Genomic DNA, 19,072 nt, shown 5'->3' on the forward strand with positions numbered 1-19,072 from the left:
TATTAGCCTTACATCACTTCAAAGAACTTTATATCCCCGCATTCGGAGACTTGGTGGAAATGCGCCCCTATGGACTCTTCAATCTCCTTTTTTCTGTTTTTCTGCCCCGTTCCTTCCGAACAGGAGTGCAAAGGTAAGCGATATTTTTTCTCCCGCAAAAAAAATGTTAAATTAAATTTTTGCAGGATGGGAAGATACTCTTTCCCACATTCCCTTACCCCATGTCAATCTTATAACCTCCTCTTCTCCTCTCGCTTTCCCGCGCGCCGTTTGCGTCGATTGGGAGTGCAAATATCGGGGGATTATCTGAGTTTACAAGACCACAATCAAAAAAAATGACAGACTCTCGGTAATTCATTGAAAGTGAAGTAGAAAAAAAATTGCCTTGAAACAGGAAGTTTCAAGGCAAAATGAAAACCAAATGGCAACCAATTATAGCTTCTTCAAAATGATGTTTCGCCAATAAACTTTTATCCCTCCACCATCATGGATTTGAAGCAAAACACCTCCTTTTCCTTCTCCAATTTTTGAATCTGTGAAATTCACCATCTCTACCCCATTTAAATAAGAAGTCACATTATCTCCTTTGACGACTATACGCATCTTATTCCAGTCTCCAAACTTCAATGCCTTATCTTTTTCAGGATCGGGCTTGATCAACCAACCCCTACCATAGGACTCATAAATCCCACCGGTGTCGCTCCCTGGAGGAGCTACCTCTACTTGCCAGCCTGATACCATCGTGCCATCCACAGTCGATCGGATAAACACCCCACTGTTTCCATTCGCTTCTTGCTTAAACTCTAAATTGATTTCGAAATCATCAAAATCTTCTTCGGTGCCCAAATAACCATAACCTTTATCGGGTCCACTTTCAGAAACCAAGAGCCCATCCTCTACATACCACTTCTCTGTACCGTAGATGATCCAGCCATCTAGATTTTTACCGTTGAAGAGTTTTGTTGTTTTCTGAGCAAAAGCTGATTGGGCCATTAAAATGACCAATCCTATCATTAATAGTTTTTTCATAATGTTCTAATTTTGATGTTTTTATACCAGACTTCACTTCCATGATCCTGAAGCGCAATGAGACCTGTCTTAGAAATTGCATAATCTGGAAATTCATCCCACTTCCCGCTATTTCTCCGCTCAAGCCAATCTTCGGAATAAGGCACAAACTCTACTGTTTTCTTTCCGTTCAAGTAGTATTCCGCCTTTTCGTTCGTAAATATTATTTTTGAAGTATTCCATTCCCCCGCTGGCTTAACCACTCCTTCGAAATCAGGAACGTACATAGCGTAGTCAGCTGCGAGTGATTGCCAATCTTCTAGAGGCTGAGGAAATCCTAATTGGTCAATAACTTGGTACTCAGGTCCCGTGTAGTAGGGTGCTGCATATTTTGGATCCTCTACCACATGATAAAAAACCCCACTGTTACCTCCCGTAGCTATTTTCCAGGTAAACTCCATTTCAAATTCTTCGAACTGCATAGGGGCAAAAACGATGTCACCTCCGATATCTCCACCATCATGACCAAGGCCTTTTAGTGTCCCATCCTCGATTGTCCAGTTTGGTGGAAGTGTATCCCCATTAAAGGCTCTCCATCCATCAGCAGACTCTCCGTCAAATAAAAGCATCCAACCTCCCGCTTTTTCATCTTCATTAAGGGTATTGTCTAAAACCACCTTTTCTTCCACAAGCTCAGTGGCTTCTTCTGTAGTCTTGGGACTGCAGGCCCAGATTACAGCAAAGCTTGCAATTAATACTAAATTTATCTTTTTCATAATTTATATAAGTTTCATGTTAACTGGATCCCATTGAATAAATCGATCTTGAAAATAACTATCGTTACACAATAAAGCAGGAGCCGCAGCTCTAAAACCAAAAACAGGGTCTTCTACTACAGTACCTCCAGTGCGAATGGCTCTAAACCAATTTCCAAAATGATCATAATGTGCTCCTTTCCAAGATCTTTCCGCAGCGTAAACTGTTTCTCTTGGAGGGAGAATTTTGGCACGATCTTCTTCTCCAGAAGCAGTCCTTAACTTCGCTTGCTCTTTCATAAAAGGATCGTCGCTTTCGGCATTACTGTTTAATTTCAATACAACTTCCTCCCACTTCACGTCCATAGAACCTTTAGTGCCTACAATTCTCAAGTATGTAGTTCCACTAGTTCCGTCTACAAAATTACAGCGTAAGGACAAATTAAACCCCGGATGCTCAGGTGATTCAGGATAATCAAACATCCCTAATAACACGTCAGGAACTTCCCGCCCGTCTTTCCAATACCTCAATCCTCCCATGGAGGACACTTTACTTGGCCCTCTTGAATTTGTAATAAAGTGGAGAGAGGAAAACAGGTGGACAAAAAGATCACCTGACATACCGGTCCCATAATCAAGGTAATTCCTCCACCTAAAGAATCTCATAGGATCCCATTCCCTGTCTGTGGTATTTGAAATATATCTTTTCCAATCTACAGTTTGTTCGTTGCCATCTTCTGGCACATTGTATTGCCAGGCCCCTTCAGGAGACATCCTCGCCCAAAAACCTTCTGCATACACAATGTCTCCAATTGCTCCTTCAGCTAGTAATTCCTTTGCCTTTTCATTTCCCAGTGATGAAAGTCCCTGAGAACCTACCATCATGATTTTTCCGGAATTTTTCCATGCCTCAATTACTTCTGCCCCTTCTTTGACTGAATGAACCATTGGCTTCTCACAATACACGTGTTTCCCCGCCTTTAAGGCATCGATGGAGATTTGTTTATGCCATGAATCAGGAGTACCAATGATCACTGCATCTACATCTGACCGTTTAAGTATCTCTTTATGATCTTTGGTTAGAAATAAATGATCCCCCCATTTTTGCTTAGCACTTTCCAGCCTTCCATCATAAAGGTCACAGACGGCTACCAGACTTACATTATCATGTCTCAATGCGGTATTAGTATCTTCTGTCCCCATAATTCCGGCACCAATTAGTGCCAATCGAATAGGCTGATCCGAGCGCATTTCTCCTTTTCTGCCCAAAAATTCTTTTTGAATGGATTCATTCGCAAAAACAGATGGAGTCAAAGCAGCCGCACCTGTTGTTGCCCCTAGCTTTTTAAGAAAAAGCCTTCTATTATTCTTCATAGGTTACTCTAGGTTTTTTTTGGATAATTAAGGCTTAAAAGTTACTTAAAAATTTTAAATAAGTACCCTGCTAAAAATCTATTTTTTTTAAACGGTTAAGAGCCGCGGTCAAAGTTCTTCTGATAATTTTTTGAAATAAGCCATGGCATCAAGCATCCTACTTCCATACCAAGAGAAATACTCTCCATTGACCAAAATAATCTTTGTTTGAGGTAAAATCTCCTGAAAGTGCTGGAGCTCTTTTGGTCCAAAAGGAAAAGGCTCACTACTCAAAAGCAAAAACTCGGGACTATATTCGATAAGATCTTCTTCTGAAAGAGAAGGATACCTTTTCTGCTCAATCATATTATAAAATCCCGCACTATCCATCATCGAAGAAATAAAAGTGTCTGCTCCAGCAGCCATTATTGGCCCCTTCCATATCAAATAAACGGCCTTTCCTTTTTTTCTAAAAAGTGGTTTATCAAAAGATAATCTGATCTTTTGTATCAAATTATCTGCACGCTTCTCTGTTTGGGTGACCTGACCTAGTCCAGCTATCATCGCTAAAGCATCCTCCCTATTAGAAATATCACTCAACCAAACCGGGAAATCTTTAGCTAAGGTTTGGATCGTCTGCTGTTCATTTTCTTCTTTATTGCCAATAATCAGATCTGGTTGAAGATTGAAAATCTCCTCCAACCTTAGGTTCTTGGTTCCCCCGACAACCTGCTTTGTCGATCTCAGCCTCTTGGGATGGATACAAAACTTGGTTATTCCTACCAATTGATCTTCCAATCCCAAATCTATCAAGAGCTCAGTTTGTGATGGCACCAAAGATACGATTCGCTGAGGAGCACCTGAAAGATGAATGGTTCGATTAAGTTGATCTAAATATTTCATGTGTCTATAATTGAAATTTAGAGGTCACTGCCTGTCCCGAAAATCAGGATAGCTTGTCCTGAACTTGATTCGGGAGAATCTCGCATGGTTGCCCCGATAGACCGGGGCATACCAGTGTGTGACGGCTACGTCATGCTCGATTTCATTTGATTAAAAAAGGCCACAAGAATTTCAATTCATTGTGGCCAGTTCAAATTATTGGATGTACTTAAAGTCAAAATCTGGGCTAAATTCAAGCAAAAATTCGTACATCAAATTGATAACTTGCTCTATATCCTCCTTACTTGCCGTTTCCACTGTAGTATGCATGTATTTGAGTGGAAGGGAAATTAAAGCTGAGGGAACTCCTTCATTTGAATACGCAAATGCATCTGTATCTGTCCCAGTCACGCGGGAAGCTGCTGCTCGTTGGAAAGGAATATCTTTTTCTTTTGCAGTATTGATAATCAGATCCAAAAGTTTTTTATGAACTGATGCCCCATAGGTCAAAACAGGTCCTTTTCCAGCAGTCTGATCGCCACTTACTATTTTGTTATACATCGGAGCAGTAGTATCGTGGCACACATCAGTGATTATTGCTACATTAGGTTTAATCCGATGGGCAATCATCTCCGCACCTCTTAATCCAATTTCCTCCTGTACGGCATTGACTACATAAATCCCAAATGGTAGTTTTTTGCCAGATTCTTTGATTTTTCTGGCTACCTGAGCGATCATATATCCTCCTATTCTATTATCCAGCGCTCTTCCTGAGTAATATTTATTATTTAACTCGATCAGCTCATCCTTGAAGGTAACCACACACCCCACATGAATCCCCATTTCTTCTACTTCATCCTTAGATCGAGCACCCACATCCAAGAAAATATTGTCCAAGGTAGGAGCATCTTCTTTCCCATCCTTACGCACGTGAATGGCCGGCCAGCCAAAAACCCCAGGAATCACGCCTTTGTCTGTATGAATATTGACTCGCATGGAGGGAGCAATCATGTGGTCAGAACCTCCATTACGCCTTACATAGATGTATCCGTCGTCTTTGATATAATTCACAAACCAGCTGATTTCGTCTGCATGTGCTTCGATGACTACCTTATAAGGTGATTCGGGGTTAATCACCCCCACGGCGGTGCCATAATTATCTGTGAAATATTCGTCTACGAACGGTTTGATGTAATCTAACCAGATCTGCTGACCCGAGGCTTCAAAACCTGTTGGGGAAGCATTGTTTAGGTATTTGTATAAAAATCCTTTGGAATCTTTCATTGAGTTTGTCTTTTCACTTCTAATCAATTTTTAAAGCGGAATGTTTCCATGCTTTTTGCGTGGCAATTGATCCACCTTGTTTTCAAGCATTTTGAATGCTTTGATCAACTTAATCCTCGTCTCAGATGGCACGATCACTTCATCTATAAATCCCCTATGGGCTGCCCGGTATGGGTTAGCGAATTTCTCAGTATAGTCCTCTACTTTTTCTTGAAGTTTCGCTTCGGGTTCTGAGGCTTCCGCTATTTCCTTTCTAAAAATAATCTCAGAAGCACCTTTCGCGCCCATAACTGCAATTTCTGCTGTAGGCCAAGCAAAATTCATATCTGCCCCAATATGCTTCGAATTCATCACATCGTATGCCCCTCCATAAGCCTTTCGGGTAATTACAGTGATCCTAGGGACAGTCGCCTCAGAGAAAGCATAAAGCAATTTTGCCCCATTGCTGATGATACCATTCCACTCCTGATCAGTCCCCGGCAAAAAGCCTGGCACATCTACTAGTACCAATAAAGGCACATTGAAACTGTCACAAAACCTGACAAAACGAGCCGCTTTAGTCGAAGCATGTATGTCCAAAACACCTGCCATAGACTGAGGCTGATTACCAACTACTCCTATACTTCTCCCCGCAATTCTGGCAAATCCGACCACAATATTATCTGCAAAGTTTTCATGTACTTCTAGAAAGGAACTCTCGTCAACTATCCCTGCTATAGCATCCCTCATGTCGTAGGGTTGATTGGGATTTTCTGGAATAATTTCATCCAATACTTTTCGACTTTCGTCTGCTTTTAGCTGATAGGGATAGACTGGGGCAATCTCTTCACAGTTTTGAGGAATATAGCTCAAAATATTTTTTATATGCTGTATGCACTCTACTTCATTTTTACAAGAAAAATGAGTCACTCCTGATTTGGCACTGTGAGCTGAAGCTCCTCCCAGTTCCTCTGCTGTTACTGTTTCCTGAGTCACCGTTTTGACCACATTAGGCCCAGTCACAAACATGTAGGAAGTATTCTCTACCATCAAAATAAAATCGGTGATTGCCGGGGAATAAACTGCCCCACCTGCACATGGTCCCATTATCGCTGAAAGCTGAGGAATCACTCCTGAAGCTCGGGTATTTCGATAAAAAATATCTGCATATCCTCCCAATGAGTTAACTCCTTCTTGGATTCTAGCTCCACCCGAATCATTTAGGCCAATCACAGGAGCACCATTTTTCATGGCCATATCCATGATTTTACAAATTTTCTCAGCATGAGTCTCGGAAAGCGAACCTCCAAAAACTGTAAAGTCTTGAGAAAAAACATATACTAGTCTACCTTTGATCTCTCCATATCCCGTCACCACACCATCTCCTAGATAATGCTCTTTATCCAAGCCAAAATCTTTGGCACGGTGCATGACAAATTTGTCGATTTCTTGGAAACTCCCCTCGTCCAGTAGCAAATCAATCCGTTCTCGGGCTGTTAATTTGCCTTTCTTGTGCTGCGAAGCTATCCTAGCTTCACCTCCACCAAGAAGTGCTTCTTGATTTTTCTTTTTTAGAAGTTCGATTTTCTCCGAAATTCCCGGAGCATTATAAATGGGCTTATCTGTATTATTCATGAGCTTTCGTTTGAATCACTCAAATATAATAGGCTTTCGCTAGGGGTAAAACTATCCTTATACTCTAGAAAGAATTAGTGAGCCGAAAACTCAGCCTCAAATTGAAATAAATGGAATTAAAAGCTTCAGCTCCGATTCTTTTTGGAATAACTTTTTATATTCGCCCATCCAAAATTTTGGCAAATATGAGTACCCGAAAGGCGGCGGTGATAGACATGGGAACCAATACATTTCATTTGTTATTGGTAGAACTCAATGAGTCTGAGTTTAAAACAATTTACAAGGAAAAAATCCCAGTAAAGCTTGGTCAAGGCGGGATTAATCAAGATCGGATTTCTCCCGATGCGTTGAAACGTGCTCATCATACTCTCCGACATTTTAAAAACCTCATCGAGGGAGAAGAAATCAATCAAATTTTTGCTTTTGCCACCAGTGCCGTCCGCAATGCCAAAAATGGTAGCGAATTTGTCCAAAAGGTCAAAGACAGCTTGGGAATAACTATAAAAGTCATCAGTGGGGAGGAAGAGGCCCAATTAATCTATGAAGGAATAAAGCTTTCTGGCTCCCTCAATGGGCAGACAGAACTCATGATGGATATTGGCGGAGGATCTGTAGAATTCATCATTGGGAATTCCATAGAAGCTTTTTGGAAACAAAGTTTTGAAATAGGAGGGCAGCGCCTACTGGAGCTATTCCATCACCATGATCCAATTCTAAAAGTAGAAATTGAGCGCCTCCATAGCTATCTTGAGGATAAACTTTCCCCTCTTTTGGAGGCAATAGCAAACTATAAACCGAGTAGACTAGTGGGTGCTTCTGGTACTTTTGATACACTGACAGACATTTATTACGAATCCATGTTGCAATGCAAGTTGACCGGTCAGCATGTTTTCGAATTACCCTCTAGTGAATTTAGGCGAATTTATCAAATGCTCATTCACAAAAACAAGGAAGAGCGATTACAAATACCTGGTATGATCCCCATGAGGGTAGATATGATAGTAGTAGCTTCTACTTTGATTGATTTTATTTTGAAGCATCTTCCCATGGAGTCCATCACTTGTTCACATTATGCTTTGAAGGAAGGAGCTATTGCCATGCTGTTGAAAGAAACGGAGACGATTTAACCGCGCTCACTTGATAGCATAATACTTTTTATCTTTACAACAATTTAGTATTTATCCCTTTATGCTTATGAGCACTTATTCCTACGATCAGCTTTACAAATTTACTCACGACGTTCTCTTAAAAATAGGTTGTCCTGAGGTTCACGCACAAATTGGAGCCGAAGTGTTGGTTTCTGCTGATTTGAGAGGAGTAGACAGCCATGGAGTGGCCCGACTATCAGGATACATTCGGCTTTGGGAAAAAGGCAGAATCAACCCCAACCCCAATATCAGAATTATCCATGAAAGTCCATCCACGGCTGTCGTCAATGGAGACAGTGGGTTGGGACTCGTGGTCGCACCTTATGCCATGAATGTAGCAATTGAAAAAGCCACCAAAGCAGGCACCGGCTGGGTTTCTGTCAAAAATTCCAACCACTATGGCATAGCCGGATACCATGCTATGATGGCACTCGACCATGATATGATAGGACTCTCATTTACCAATGCAAGTCCTCTTGTGAGCCCAACTTTTTCAAAGGAAAGATTATTGGGTACTAATCCCATTGCTGTAGCTATTCCTGCCAATGAAGAGCCACCTTTTGTCGCTGACATGGCCACAACTACTGCAGCAAATGGAAAACTCGAAATACTACAACGAAAAGGAATGGAGACTCCAACGGGATGGGTACAAGATAAGCAAGGTAAGCCTACCACTTCAGCCAATGGGGTAAAAGAAGGAGGAGCTTTGCTTCCCCTTGGCGGTGACCGAGAACATGGATCTCATAAGGGTTACGCCTTAGGCGCAGTAGTCGATATATTTTCCGCTGTTCTCTCTGGCGCCAACTACGGCCCTTGGGTTCCTCCTTTTGTGGCATTTTTAGACCCTGATCCAAATCCGGTGGGAGAAGGCATTGGCCACTTCTTCGGAGCAATGCGGGTAGATGCCTTTCGCCCTGCTGATGAATTCAAATCACATATGGATAATTGGATTAGACGGTTCCGTTCCGCAGAAACTACTGAAGGAAATGAAAAGGTCCTTATTCCCGGGGATCCTGAAAGAGAGCTGGAAGAAGTTAGAAGAAAAGAAGGTATACCTCTACTCAAACCTGTAATTGATGACTTAACCGATCTAGGAAAAAAATTAGGAATTGATTTCTGAAATCATCCTCGTAGTAATAAAAAGGGCCAGCATAATTGCTGGCCCTTTTTATTTGCCACCCGTTGAAAATCATCAGGGATTAAGTCTATTCAAAATTTCTTTGGCTTCATGCCACAGTAACCTAGGACCAAATTGACTTACAATTTTCGAACTTGCCATCGAAGCCAATTTTCCGCTTGAGGCAAAACTATGCCCATTGGTAATGCCATACAGAAATGCTCCTGCAAACATATCCCCTGCCCCATTACTATCGATGGCAGTGGTTTTATAGGGTTCAATATCTATAAATGTATCCCCGTCAAAAATCATTGCTCCGTTTTTTCCCTGTGTAATGACAAAATGCTTTGCTACTTTTTTCAACTCCTCGCGAGCTTCCAATAAATTATCCTTTCCCGTAAAAAGCATGGCCTCTTCTTCATTGGCAAATAGCAAGTCTACACTCGCTCCGATGACTTCGTCAAATGGCTCTCTAAAATATTTGACCATAGCGGGATCAGAAAAGGTCATAGCAACTTTAACCCCATTTTCCTCGGCAATTTTCTTGGCGTACCTCATGGCTTCCTTCCCGTTTTCGGAAGTAATTAAATAGCCTTCTATGAATAAGTATTTGGAATCTTTGATCGCAGACTCATTAATATCCTTGGTAGAAAAATTAGCAGTGATCCCCAGAAATGTGTTCATCGTACGCTCAGAGTCTTCGGTGACCATGACCAAACATTTGCCCGTAACTCCTGGCTCTAGGTCATCTTGATTCAAGGCAATATCAACCCCTGAATCATTTAAGTCTTTCAAATAAAAACTACCCAACTCATCATCCGCTACTCGGAAACAATAGTAAGATTTACCTCCAAACTGGCTCACTGCCACTACAGTATTTGCAGCCGATCCTCCAGCTTGCTTTTTGGCCTCTGCAGTATTAATGACATTCATGAGAGCATTTTGACGGTCTTCATCTACTAGAGTCATCAGTCCCTTTTCTACCCCTTGATCTATAAAAAACTGATCATTAACTTTAAATTCCACATCCACTAGGGCATTACCTATGCCTGTCACATCGTATTTTTTCATTCTTATTAGTTTTATTTTCTATCTCTATTTTTTAATCAAAAATCGGATGACGCTCAAAAGCTTTTTCCCTGTCAAATAAATACCGATACGTATGATGTGTTTTGTAAATATCCGCCAAAAGCTGTTCGCACACTCGCATCATTTTTGGATTGAAGTCTCCTATCCAATTCATCTCTATTGTTTTGTAGGGAAAAGAAGGAGAGTTACTCATTTTATCATAACTGATAATCATCGCACTTTCCACACCCTTACCTTGGTGATCAGGTACTACCCCAAAGACCAAACCTAGCATTTTATTAGGAGGCGAGAAGGTCTTATACCAGAGAAATTTCAACTTCCCGATAAGATTCATTTTCCCATTGACATGCTTGAAAATCTGATTGATCTCAGGAATATTAATGAAAAAAGAAACTGGCTCACCCTTATAAAAACCAAAATAAATCAACCGGGGATCAATAATCGGCTTCATCTTTCCAAACATCAACTGTGCTTCCTTTAAAGACAAAGATTTGCCTAAGTGTCTAGCCCAAGCTTTATTATAGACAGTCATGAAATATTCCGGCGCTTTTTCCTGAAGCTCTTTGCCTTGGATATACCGAAACTCATATTCTGGATTGGCGATAATCAAATTGGCACGATCGATCATTTTCTGATCAAACCGTAACTTCTGAACGGGGCGCTGATAGGTAAACTGCTTGAAATAAAGCTTAAAGCCATAATCCTCAAAAAACTTCTGATAATACTTGAAATTCCAAGGCATATTGTAATTCGGCTCTGTAAAGCCCTCTATCAGCAGACCCCACCACTTATCTCGCTCCCCAAAGTTTATCGGGCCATCCATTGCCTCCATTCCTTCACTTTGAAGCCATTCTTTAGCTACATCAAAAAGCTTAAAAGCGGCGCTTTTATCATTAATACATTCAAAAAAACCAACACCTCCAGTTGGCTGCTTTTCTTTCATCTTTGGATTGATAAAAGCAGCAATACGACCAATCGTCTTTCCTTCAGAGTCTTGCAACAACCACCGTCTAGCTTTAGCCCCATTTCTAAAAAGCTTATTCGTCTCAGGATGAAAAAGGCCTTCAATATCCTTATCCAAAGGCCGAATCCAGTTTTTTTCATTGCGATACAATCGGACCGCCATATTGATGAATTCCTTCTGATGCTCCTGACTAGTTACTTCGATTAAATTCATTAGGGAAATTTTGATCGGCTAAATTAACCCAATGAATCCACTTGACAAAAACTGATTCGACTGACAAAATTCATTCAAGATTTTCTAAGCACTATTTAATAAGACGAATATTCTATTATCTTTTCCGAAGCTATTCTATTTCAGGGATGTAAAGCGAATTACCAGTTTCAAAATCAAACAAGGTCAACGCTCTCAATTCGTAATAAGCTAACCAAAAGTCACGCAAGGCACTGTAATAGGCTCGTTTATTACTATCCTTTTCATTCTGAGCAATATTAAGATCGGTGATAGAAACATTGCCCGACTGGAATCGCTTAATTGCTATTTCATACCTTCTCTGCGCTACTTGATCGGAGACTTTTGTTACGTTGAGACGTTCTTTGATCATTAAAAAATTCTTGACCTTAGTGAAAATCTCCTGTTCAAAATTGATTACATCCTGTTGCACCGTGTATTCTACCAATTGCTGATTTGCCTCCGCTTGGGACATCCGAGCTTTATTTCTCCCCCAATCCAAGACGGGCACAGAGACACCCAAACTCGCTAAAGCTTGGGTATTGGGATTAGAATAAATATCCCCCCAATTAAACGCTGCATTATTATATCCGTAGCTCGCATTCAGTTGGACATTGAATCGCTGCCCCTTTGCCTGTGCCACTTGGGACTCTGCTTCTATCTTTCTTCGATCAAAACCCAATGCCTCCGCACGATTCTTAAATGCCAGATCTATGGCTTGCTCTACATCCACCTCAAAATCAGGTATAGATTCAGGAGACACTAGACTCACTTCACTGGAAGGGTTCAATCCGATAAAGGAATTAACCGACAAAGCCGAACTTTCCAAATCTAATTTTGCTTGAGCCAAATCTTGTTGGGCTTGTAGCGTCTGAAGCTCCACCTGCAAAAGTCTATCCTCAAAAGTAGTCCCTAATTCGTATCGCTTTTTTTCAACCTCAAAAATCTCCTCAGTATTAATCAGGTTTTGGGAAGCAATATCCACGTTCACTTGGGCAAGCAAATAATCAAAGAAGAGCTGGGTCACAAACAAAGATACCTCCTCCATCTCTTGAACAAATTCCCGCTTACTCTCTTCATACAAGAGAGGCTCAATTTTTTTATCCCATTTAAACTGATTGTAAGCAAAAATCGGCTGCTGCAAACGGACATTCACAGGGACGCCCGACCATCTGGTTTGCACTTCATTGGGTCCTGCTAGAAAATTATCGAATCGGTTGGTTGAGGTATTCACCGAAATAATTCCTCCCGTCGGAGCAATTACTTGCTGCAGACCCAATTCTAGATCCATGAAATTTTGCTGCACCGGCAAAAACTGAATCGATCCATCCGGCTGAGTAATGCTATTAAAAGCCTGGGAGTAACTCGGCAGTGTACCGTTTAGCCGAAGTTGTGGGTTATAATTGGAGCGAAAAAGGCGATACTGCCAGTAGCGGTTTTCCTTTCTGGTAAGTGCTCTCAAAGCAGCGGGAGAGCGATCCTTAGCTCTCTGAACCATATCAGAAAGTGTATAGATCTCTTTTTCTTGTCCAATAGTTTCATTGGAATTGAAAAATAGGACCGAGACAAGGGACAGAAAAACAAGTTGTATTTTCATGGTATGGCAAATAGTTAGGTAAAATACGTGAACTAAAATACTCACCCTTTTTGCATATCCAAAATTAGACTTAAAATCAAATCCTAAAAAATCTAAAAATTAAGAACCTAGCAAATTGTATATGAGAAAAAACCCTTCTGATTTATGAAGTTCAATACCCACAAAATCTTTAAAAAGTATGCTAGACACGTTTTTTATACTCCAATCTCAAATTATAAACGATATTATAAAAGTCTAAAAAAACCGAATTGCTTAACTTGCCGATCGATTTATTCCTATGAAAAAAATAATCAGCTTCGTCATTCGCTACATTCCACGGCCCATTTTACAGCGTATAAGTCCAGTCACTATGAAATTTTTCGAGTGGTCTTACCGAGGAAAGGGAGTAAACTGCCCTGTTTGTGATCACGAGTTCAAAAAATTCTTGCCTTACGGAAGGGTATCTAGGGAAAATGCCCTCTGCCCACATTGCCTTTCTTTGGAAAGACATCGACTGATGTGGCTTTTTTTAAAAGAAAAGACGGATTTCTTTTCTGCTAAACTCAAAGTTCTTCACGTGGCGCCAGAACATTGTTTCATCCATAGATTCGAACGATTAACTAACCTAGATTACATCACCGCGGATATTGAATCTCCTCTCGCTAAGGTGAAGATGGATATTCATCAAATCCCCTTTGAGGAAAACAGCTTCGATGTTGTTTTTTGTAATCATGTTTTGGAACACGTCCAAGATGATATTTTAGCTTGTAAGGAAATCAACCGTGTACTTAAGCCCAATGGGTGGGGAATTATCCAGTCTCCAGTCTACCCCATAGAAAAGACCATCGAAGACAAAAGCATCACTGACCCGAGTGAAAGGGAACGCTTATTTGGTCAGAGAGATCATGTCAGGAAATTTGGAAAAGATTACGCAAAGCGTCTAAGCGAATCAGGCTTAACGATCGAAGAAAACACCTTTGTCAAGCAACTAGATCCAAAGCTTGTGGCTGAATTCGCCCTCCCAAAAGATGAAATTATCTTCCTTTGTAGAAAGGGTTAACCCCTTGCCGCTTTATGGAAAATTGCTAAAGCAAAGCCTGACCCATAAGCTATTAATTGGGTAAGGGAACATATCAATGCTAATCCACCAATCCAAGCGGAACCGAATCGCCAGCTAGCATCAAAAAAAACGAAAATCACCCAAGTAGTAAGTAGGAAAGAAAAATAACCTGTTAGCTGCGGTAAAAAGAAAACTGCAATAAGGAATGTCGCCAAAAACAAGACAAAAAAACTGGGAAGAGTATGAACCAATCGAATTGCCTCAGGATGGTACCTCGATACATTTACACGATTTTCTCCAAAGGAAAAGGCTTGCTTCGCAAAGGTAACCCATGTGTTTTTTCGCTTATGGTACACCCATGCCTCAGGTACCAATTCTAATTTGAAACCTGCTTTTTTAATCCGGATACTCAACTCGATATCTTCTCCTCGGTTTGGGTCTATAAAACCATGTAGCAATTCGAATACCTTTCTGGAAAAGCCCATATTGAATCCTCTTGCTTGAAACTTACTACGGTCTTTTAGCTTTCCTCTAATCCCCCCTGTCGTCCAAAAGGAAGTCATGGCATAATCCATCGCTTTTTGCATTGGAGAAAAATCCTCTGCTGCTGCATCAGGCCCTCCAAATGCATCTAAATTCCGTTTACGAATTTCATCGGATAAAATTTCCAAATAGCGATTTGGCAAGACGACATCTGAGTCTAAAATGACAAAGAAATCACCCATTGCAGATTTCATCCCTGTATTTCTGGCAAAGCCCTGACCTTGGTTGTCTTGGTAAATATACTTTAGCTCTATATTCCCTTTGAATGCATCACAGACTGATTTGGAAGAGATTGAAGAGCCGTCTTCCACCACGACTACTTCAAAACGGGAATAACCTTGATTTTCCAAGCTTTTAAGCAAAGCTTCTACTTCATCCGGCCGATTATAGACAGGTACAATAACCGAAAAAAACATCAATTCAGGCAGTTAATTTCCTCATCGATCGTGTACTCTTTTTCCTTGGATTGATTGGAAGTCATCAATTCGGCAATGAAGCCTGTCACAAAAAGCTGCACTCCTATTATCAAAGCCACAAGTGCCAAAAAGAACAAAGGCTGATCCACCACTTCTCTCACTTTTATCCCTTTACTCAATCCGTAAACTTTCTGAATTATGAGCCAAACAGTAATAAAAATGCCAGATATGAATGAAAGCGTACCTAATGAACCGAAAAAATGCATGGGTTTCTTTTTGTAGCGATGAACAAATGACACCGATATCAAATCAAGAAAACCGTTTAAAAAACGCTCCAACCCAAATTTTGAATAGCCATACTTACGGGCTTGATGCTGCACGACCTTCTCACCGATTTTATTGAAGCCGCTCCATTTGGCTAAAAGAGGAATGTACCTATGCATTTCTCCATAGATGCGGATATTTTTAACCACCTTCAGACGATAGGCCTTCAGCCCACAGTTGAAGTCGTGAAGGTTAATGCCGGAAATCCAACGTGTCACCGCATTGAAAAAGCGAGAGGGGATAGTTTTGGAAATAGGGTCATGCCTTTCTTTTTTCCAGCCTGACACCACATCGTAACCTTGCTCTTCTATCATATGGTACAAGTCGGGGATTTCATCAGGACTATCCTGAAGGTCTGCATCAAGTGTGACTACTACTCTTCCTTTCGCCTGTGCAAATCCTGCATCAAGTGCTGCTGATTTTCCATAATTCCTCGTAAAATTGAGTGCTTTTACATTTCCGTTTTTCTTGGAAAGCTCAGTAATCACCTCCCAAGATTGATCAGTACTACCATCATTTACAAAAATAATCTCATAGGCAAAGCCATGATCATTCATGACTCTGCTAATCCATTGAGTTAGTTCCGGGAGTGACTCTTCTTCATTGAATACAGGAATAACAGCGGAAATCTGAAGCATGTTAATAGTCTAGAGACTTGTCTCTTTTCTTCAAAATAGCACCAAGAATTAATGACACAATCGCATAGGCAATCAAGCCGAATCCAAAGTTTTTTATTTGACCAGCGAGCGTAAAATTAGAAAGTGTTGATTCTTTGATTTCATCCAACTGTTCAGCAGGAAGTGAATCAGGGGAGGCACCAAAGCTTTCCATCATTTCTAAAGTAGATTGAAGTGTTTTTTCGGCTAATACCTCAGGTAAGCTTGGATCAATGACTTGAAAAAGCACTATTTGCCCTATCAAGCCCACAAGTCCTGAAATAATAATTGCTATAAAACTAAAATTGAACGCAGTCCCAAAAGTCATAAAACCACCCAGTTCTGACCTATACTGTCTTCCGAAAAAAATAATTAATGCGAAAAACAAGACTATCATGACTAAACCAAACCAGCCAGAAGCTAATAATCCTGAATCAATAAAATAAGCGATATATGTCAATACTAAAGAAATCAATCCAATAGTTAGACCGGGCTGAATAGCAGCTTGAAAAGGGGATTTAGTATTTTCTTCCATAATTAAATTAGTTAGGGTTTTTTCTTAAAATTATTGAAATAATGATTGTAAAAAACAATCCTGGGATAATTTTCCAAAGCGCATCGTTCAGCGCTATATCCGAAGGCACCATTCGAGTGATACTTTCAAGTGTATTTTCAAAGGAAGGTTCGCCTAATTGACCGATAATAGTTTCCCGGTTTTCATTCAATACTTGAAGCTTTGACTTATTAATGGCTTCAAATAGTTTCGGGAAAATCAATAGAATAAACCAAATCCCCAAACCAGACAAAATAGCAATCAACATATAGGCCACAAAGCCTACCGACATCCCCTCTGCAAAGGAAATATAGCCATTATTGGTATAATCCTTGAAAAATTTCAGAGCCATGAAAATAGAAATCGGTGTAATCAAATAACCAAATACTAAATTTAGATTAGTTGGATCTGGCTGCAAAAAAGAAAGCAAACCAAAGGAAATGACACTTAGAATACCCCCAAGAATTCCAAACTGATAGGCAGAAGCGAAATATTTATTCATCTAAGTGGATGAGCTTTCCTTTTTGAATGACAAATTTAACTTTTCCTTTTAACTCCTGGTCAAACCATGGATGATTTGATGCGAGGGATTTATTAGAGGACTGATCATAAACCCATTTCTCTTCAGGGTCAAAAATCGTCCAGCTTTCTCCCATTTCCCTATTTAAAACCTTAGCTGGACCAGAGGTCAACTTCTCAATTAATACCTCCCAATCTATTTCTTTGGACAGCATAACTAGACCTGGCAAAAAGGTATGAAGGCCTGCTTGTCCAGAACTCGCCAAATCAAATTCCATAAATTTTGAATCAAAATCCTGAGGCTGATGATTGGAAGTAATGGCATCAATTGTACCATCCAAAAGGCCATCGATCAAGGCTTGCCTGTCTCTTTTTTCTCTAAAAGGTGGCCTCACTTTGTAGTTCGTATCAAAAGTCGGTAAATCATTATCAGAAAATAGTAATTGATAAAGAGAAACATCGGCGGTGACTTGAAGTCCCTCACTTTTTGCAGTTCTAACCAACTCCACAGATTTGGCAGTACTTAAGGTTTGAAAATGAACTCTTCCTCCGGCGTACCGCAAAAGTTCGAGATTACGATGAATGGCGATTTCTTCAGCCATTTCAGGAATACCTTTTAATCCCAAGTGAGTTGAAACTTCTCCCTCATGCATTTGACCAAAAATGGCCAAAAGTGGATCATATGCGTGATCAAAAAGAACTCCACCGAACTTTTGTAAGTATTGCAATACTTTAAGGTATCGGTCGGCATTATGAAGAGGTTTTATCCCTTCGCCAAACACCGAAACACCCGACTGATAATGCATATCTAAAATCTCAGTTAGGTCTTCACCTTCAGTATTTTTAGTCACTGCACCTTGAATAATTAGTTCCGGTAAAAATTGAAATGATTTTGCCCTTAAAAAATCAATCTCACTTTTAGACTGAATGACCGGCTCAGTGTTAGGAAGTACAACAGCTGATGAAAAGCCAGAAAACAACAAGGCATCACATAGACTTTCTACGGTTTCTTTGTATTCCAAACCTGGTTCTCCAATCCCAACCCTCAAGTCAACCCATCCTTTTGAGGCAATAAACCCATCAGCGTCGATAATTCTATCAGCGTCCACAGCACTATTATCTACTCTTAGCAGCTTGTTTCCATCATAAAAAAAATCTCCTACATGTTTATTTGTGGCATCAATAAGAGTGAGATTTTTAAAGAGAAATTTCATTTTGAGATGTTTTTACAAAACTGCACCAAAAATCCAAAAATGAAAAATAAACTTTCTCTGTATCACAATTGATTTGTTAGACGGAAAAACCCTTAAGTTCATCGGGGACAAAAACAAAAAACAAATGCCTAACGCCATAAATAACCCAGCATTTACAATTATTTCATATAATGTATAATACGCAAAAGAAACCAAATATCCGGAGAAGATACTATTCTCAAGTGTACCAAAACATACCAAAAAAAAGAAGTTCTCTGACAGTTTCTAAATCTCTATAACGCGGAACACCAAGACTTCTGCGGTCTTTGAATAATGTGGCGCGATCCCGATTCTCGGGAGAGGCTCTCCTCTCCCGGGTATACCCCTTCGATATTTGGGGTAGAAAACACAAAAGCCCGCAGGTATGAGCTGCGGGCTTTGAATAATGTGGCGGCGACCTACTCTCCCGGGTGTAACCCCAGTACCATCGGCGCTGCAGGGCTTAACTTCTCTGTTCGGGATGGGAAGAGGTGGGACCCCTGCGCTAGGCCGCCTAAATCTTGATGTCCGATGAACAGGCTCCGATACCGGAGGGTCCATTCGTCCATTTAATATTTTAAGTTGTTGAGTCTTCGGTCTTCCGACTTCAGACTCTTTTAACATATCTTGTAGAAACTGTAACAGCCGTACGGTAAGCTTTCGGGCAATTAGTACTGCTCAGCTATGACATTACTGCCTTTACACCTGCAGCCTATCAACCTCATCGTCTCTGAGGGCCCTGTTTGGAAGT

General features: G+C 40.5%; 17 protein-coding genes and 2 rRNA genes. 3 read left to right on the forward strand and 16 right to left on the reverse strand.

The genetic code is table 11. From position 1 onward, the window contains the following. Window positions 1-432: 432 nt before the first annotated feature. From BLQ57_RS19160 to BLQ57_RS19185, 6 genes are all read right to left on the reverse strand, one after another. Window positions 433-1,029 (reverse strand): 3-keto-disaccharide hydrolase, encoded by a 597-nt coding sequence (locus BLQ57_RS19160; RefSeq protein WP_087941222.1) that lies wholly within the window; start codon window positions 1,027-1,029, stop codon window positions 433-435. Next, window positions 1,026-1,784, reverse strand: coding sequence for a 3-keto-disaccharide hydrolase (locus tag BLQ57_RS19165; protein WP_087941223.1), 759 nt, complete (start codon window positions 1,782-1,784; stop codon window positions 1,026-1,028). Before BLQ57_RS19165 ends, BLQ57_RS19160 begins: the two co-directional genes overlap by 4 nt. A gap of 3 nt (window positions 1,785-1,787) precedes the next feature. Beyond that, window positions 1,788-3,137 carry a Gfo/Idh/MocA family protein gene (locus BLQ57_RS19170; RefSeq protein ID WP_087941224.1) on the reverse strand — a complete coding sequence of 450 codons (1,350 nt, stop codon included), beginning with the start codon at window positions 3,135-3,137 and terminating at the stop codon, window positions 1,788-1,790. A 108-nt stretch (window positions 3,138-3,245) separates the two neighbouring features. Next, entirely contained in the window at window positions 3,246-4,019 is a 774-nt protein-coding gene (locus tag BLQ57_RS19175; protein WP_087941225.1) for an ABC transporter substrate-binding protein, read from the reverse strand. Between the two features lie 195 nt (window positions 4,020-4,214). Continuing rightward, a complete protein-coding gene (locus tag BLQ57_RS19180) occupies window positions 4,215-5,282 on the reverse strand; it encodes a M42 family metallopeptidase (protein ID WP_087941226.1) in 1,068 nt (355 codons plus the stop codon). Window positions 5,283-5,312: 30 nt separating this feature from the next. Continuing rightward, complete coding sequence (locus BLQ57_RS19185) at window positions 5,313-6,896, reverse strand: acyl-CoA carboxylase subunit beta (protein ID WP_087941227.1); 1,584 nt, start codon at window positions 6,894-6,896, stop codon at window positions 5,313-5,315. 185 nt (window positions 6,897-7,081) lie between these two features. Here BLQ57_RS19185 and BLQ57_RS19190 point away from each other — a divergent pair, with 185 nt between their 5' ends. After that, complete coding sequence (locus BLQ57_RS19190; RefSeq protein ID WP_087941237.1) at window positions 7,082-8,023, forward strand: Ppx/GppA phosphatase family protein; 942 nt, start codon at window positions 7,082-7,084, stop codon at window positions 8,021-8,023. A gap of 67 nt (window positions 8,024-8,090) precedes the next feature. Next, complete coding sequence (locus BLQ57_RS19195; protein WP_087941238.1) at window positions 8,091-9,164, forward strand: Ldh family oxidoreductase; 1,074 nt, start codon at window positions 8,091-8,093, stop codon at window positions 9,162-9,164. Window positions 9,165-9,236: 72 nt separating this feature from the next. Here the strand turns inward: BLQ57_RS19195 and BLQ57_RS19200 are convergent, their stop codons facing one another. The 3 genes from BLQ57_RS19200 to BLQ57_RS19210 all read right to left on the reverse strand — a co-directional run bounded on the left by BLQ57_RS19200 (window position 9,237) and on the right by BLQ57_RS19210 (window position 13,039). Next, window positions 9,237-10,232 carry an adenosine kinase gene (locus tag BLQ57_RS19200; protein WP_087941228.1) on the reverse strand — a complete coding sequence of 332 codons (996 nt, stop codon included), beginning with the start codon at window positions 10,230-10,232 and terminating at the stop codon, window positions 9,237-9,239. 31 nt (window positions 10,233-10,263) lie between these two features. Next, complete coding sequence (locus BLQ57_RS19205) at window positions 10,264-11,427, reverse strand: hypothetical protein (RefSeq protein ID WP_087941229.1); 1,164 nt, start codon at window positions 11,425-11,427, stop codon at window positions 10,264-10,266. Between the two features lie 130 nt (window positions 11,428-11,557). Beyond that, window positions 11,558-13,039 carry a TolC family protein gene (locus tag BLQ57_RS19210; protein ID WP_087941230.1) on the reverse strand — a complete coding sequence of 494 codons (1,482 nt, stop codon included), beginning with the start codon at window positions 13,037-13,039 and terminating at the stop codon, window positions 11,558-11,560. Window positions 13,040-13,316: 277 nt separating this feature from the next. Between BLQ57_RS19210 and BLQ57_RS19215 the strand changes: the two genes are divergently transcribed. After that, window positions 13,317-14,078, forward strand: coding sequence for a class I SAM-dependent methyltransferase (locus tag BLQ57_RS19215; protein WP_087941231.1), 762 nt, complete (start codon window positions 13,317-13,319; stop codon window positions 14,076-14,078). Here BLQ57_RS19215 and BLQ57_RS19220 read toward each other — a convergent pair. The 7 genes from BLQ57_RS19220 to BLQ57_RS19250 all read right to left on the reverse strand — a co-directional run. Then, on the reverse strand, window positions 14,075-15,037 hold the full coding sequence (locus tag BLQ57_RS19220) for a glycosyltransferase (RefSeq protein WP_087941232.1): 963 nt from the start codon (window positions 15,035-15,037) through the stop codon (window positions 14,075-14,077). The two genes, BLQ57_RS19215 and BLQ57_RS19220, sit on opposite strands and share 4 nt — an antisense overlap. Continuing rightward, complete coding sequence (locus tag BLQ57_RS19225; protein WP_087941233.1) at window positions 15,037-15,999, reverse strand: glycosyltransferase family 2 protein; 963 nt, start codon at window positions 15,997-15,999, stop codon at window positions 15,037-15,039. The genes BLQ57_RS19220 and BLQ57_RS19225 overlap by 1 nt, the downstream gene beginning before the upstream one ends. A 1-nt stretch (window position 16,000) precedes the next feature. Continuing rightward, entirely contained in the window at window positions 16,001-16,552 is a 552-nt protein-coding gene (locus BLQ57_RS19230) for a DUF4199 domain-containing protein (RefSeq protein WP_087941234.1), read from the reverse strand. 7 nt (window positions 16,553-16,559) lie between these two features. Then, window positions 16,560-17,072 carry a DUF4199 domain-containing protein gene (locus BLQ57_RS19235; protein WP_087941235.1) on the reverse strand — a complete coding sequence of 171 codons (513 nt, stop codon included), beginning with the start codon at window positions 17,070-17,072 and terminating at the stop codon, window positions 16,560-16,562. After that, complete coding sequence (locus BLQ57_RS19240; RefSeq protein ID WP_087941236.1) at window positions 17,065-18,303, reverse strand: dihydroorotase; 1,239 nt, start codon at window positions 18,301-18,303, stop codon at window positions 17,065-17,067. Before BLQ57_RS19240 ends, BLQ57_RS19235 begins: the two co-directional genes overlap by 8 nt. 424 nt (window positions 18,304-18,727) lie before the next feature. After that, a 5S ribosomal RNA gene (gene rrf, locus BLQ57_RS19245) occupies window positions 18,728-18,839 on the reverse strand. Window positions 18,840-18,969: 130 nt separating this feature from the next. After that, window positions 18,970-19,072 (reverse strand): 23S ribosomal RNA (locus BLQ57_RS19250); the annotation flags it as partial.

This window comes from Algoriphagus faecimaris, assembly GCF_900101705.1.
Classification (GTDB): Bacteria; Bacteroidota; Bacteroidia; order Cytophagales; family Cyclobacteriaceae; genus Algoriphagus; species Algoriphagus faecimaris.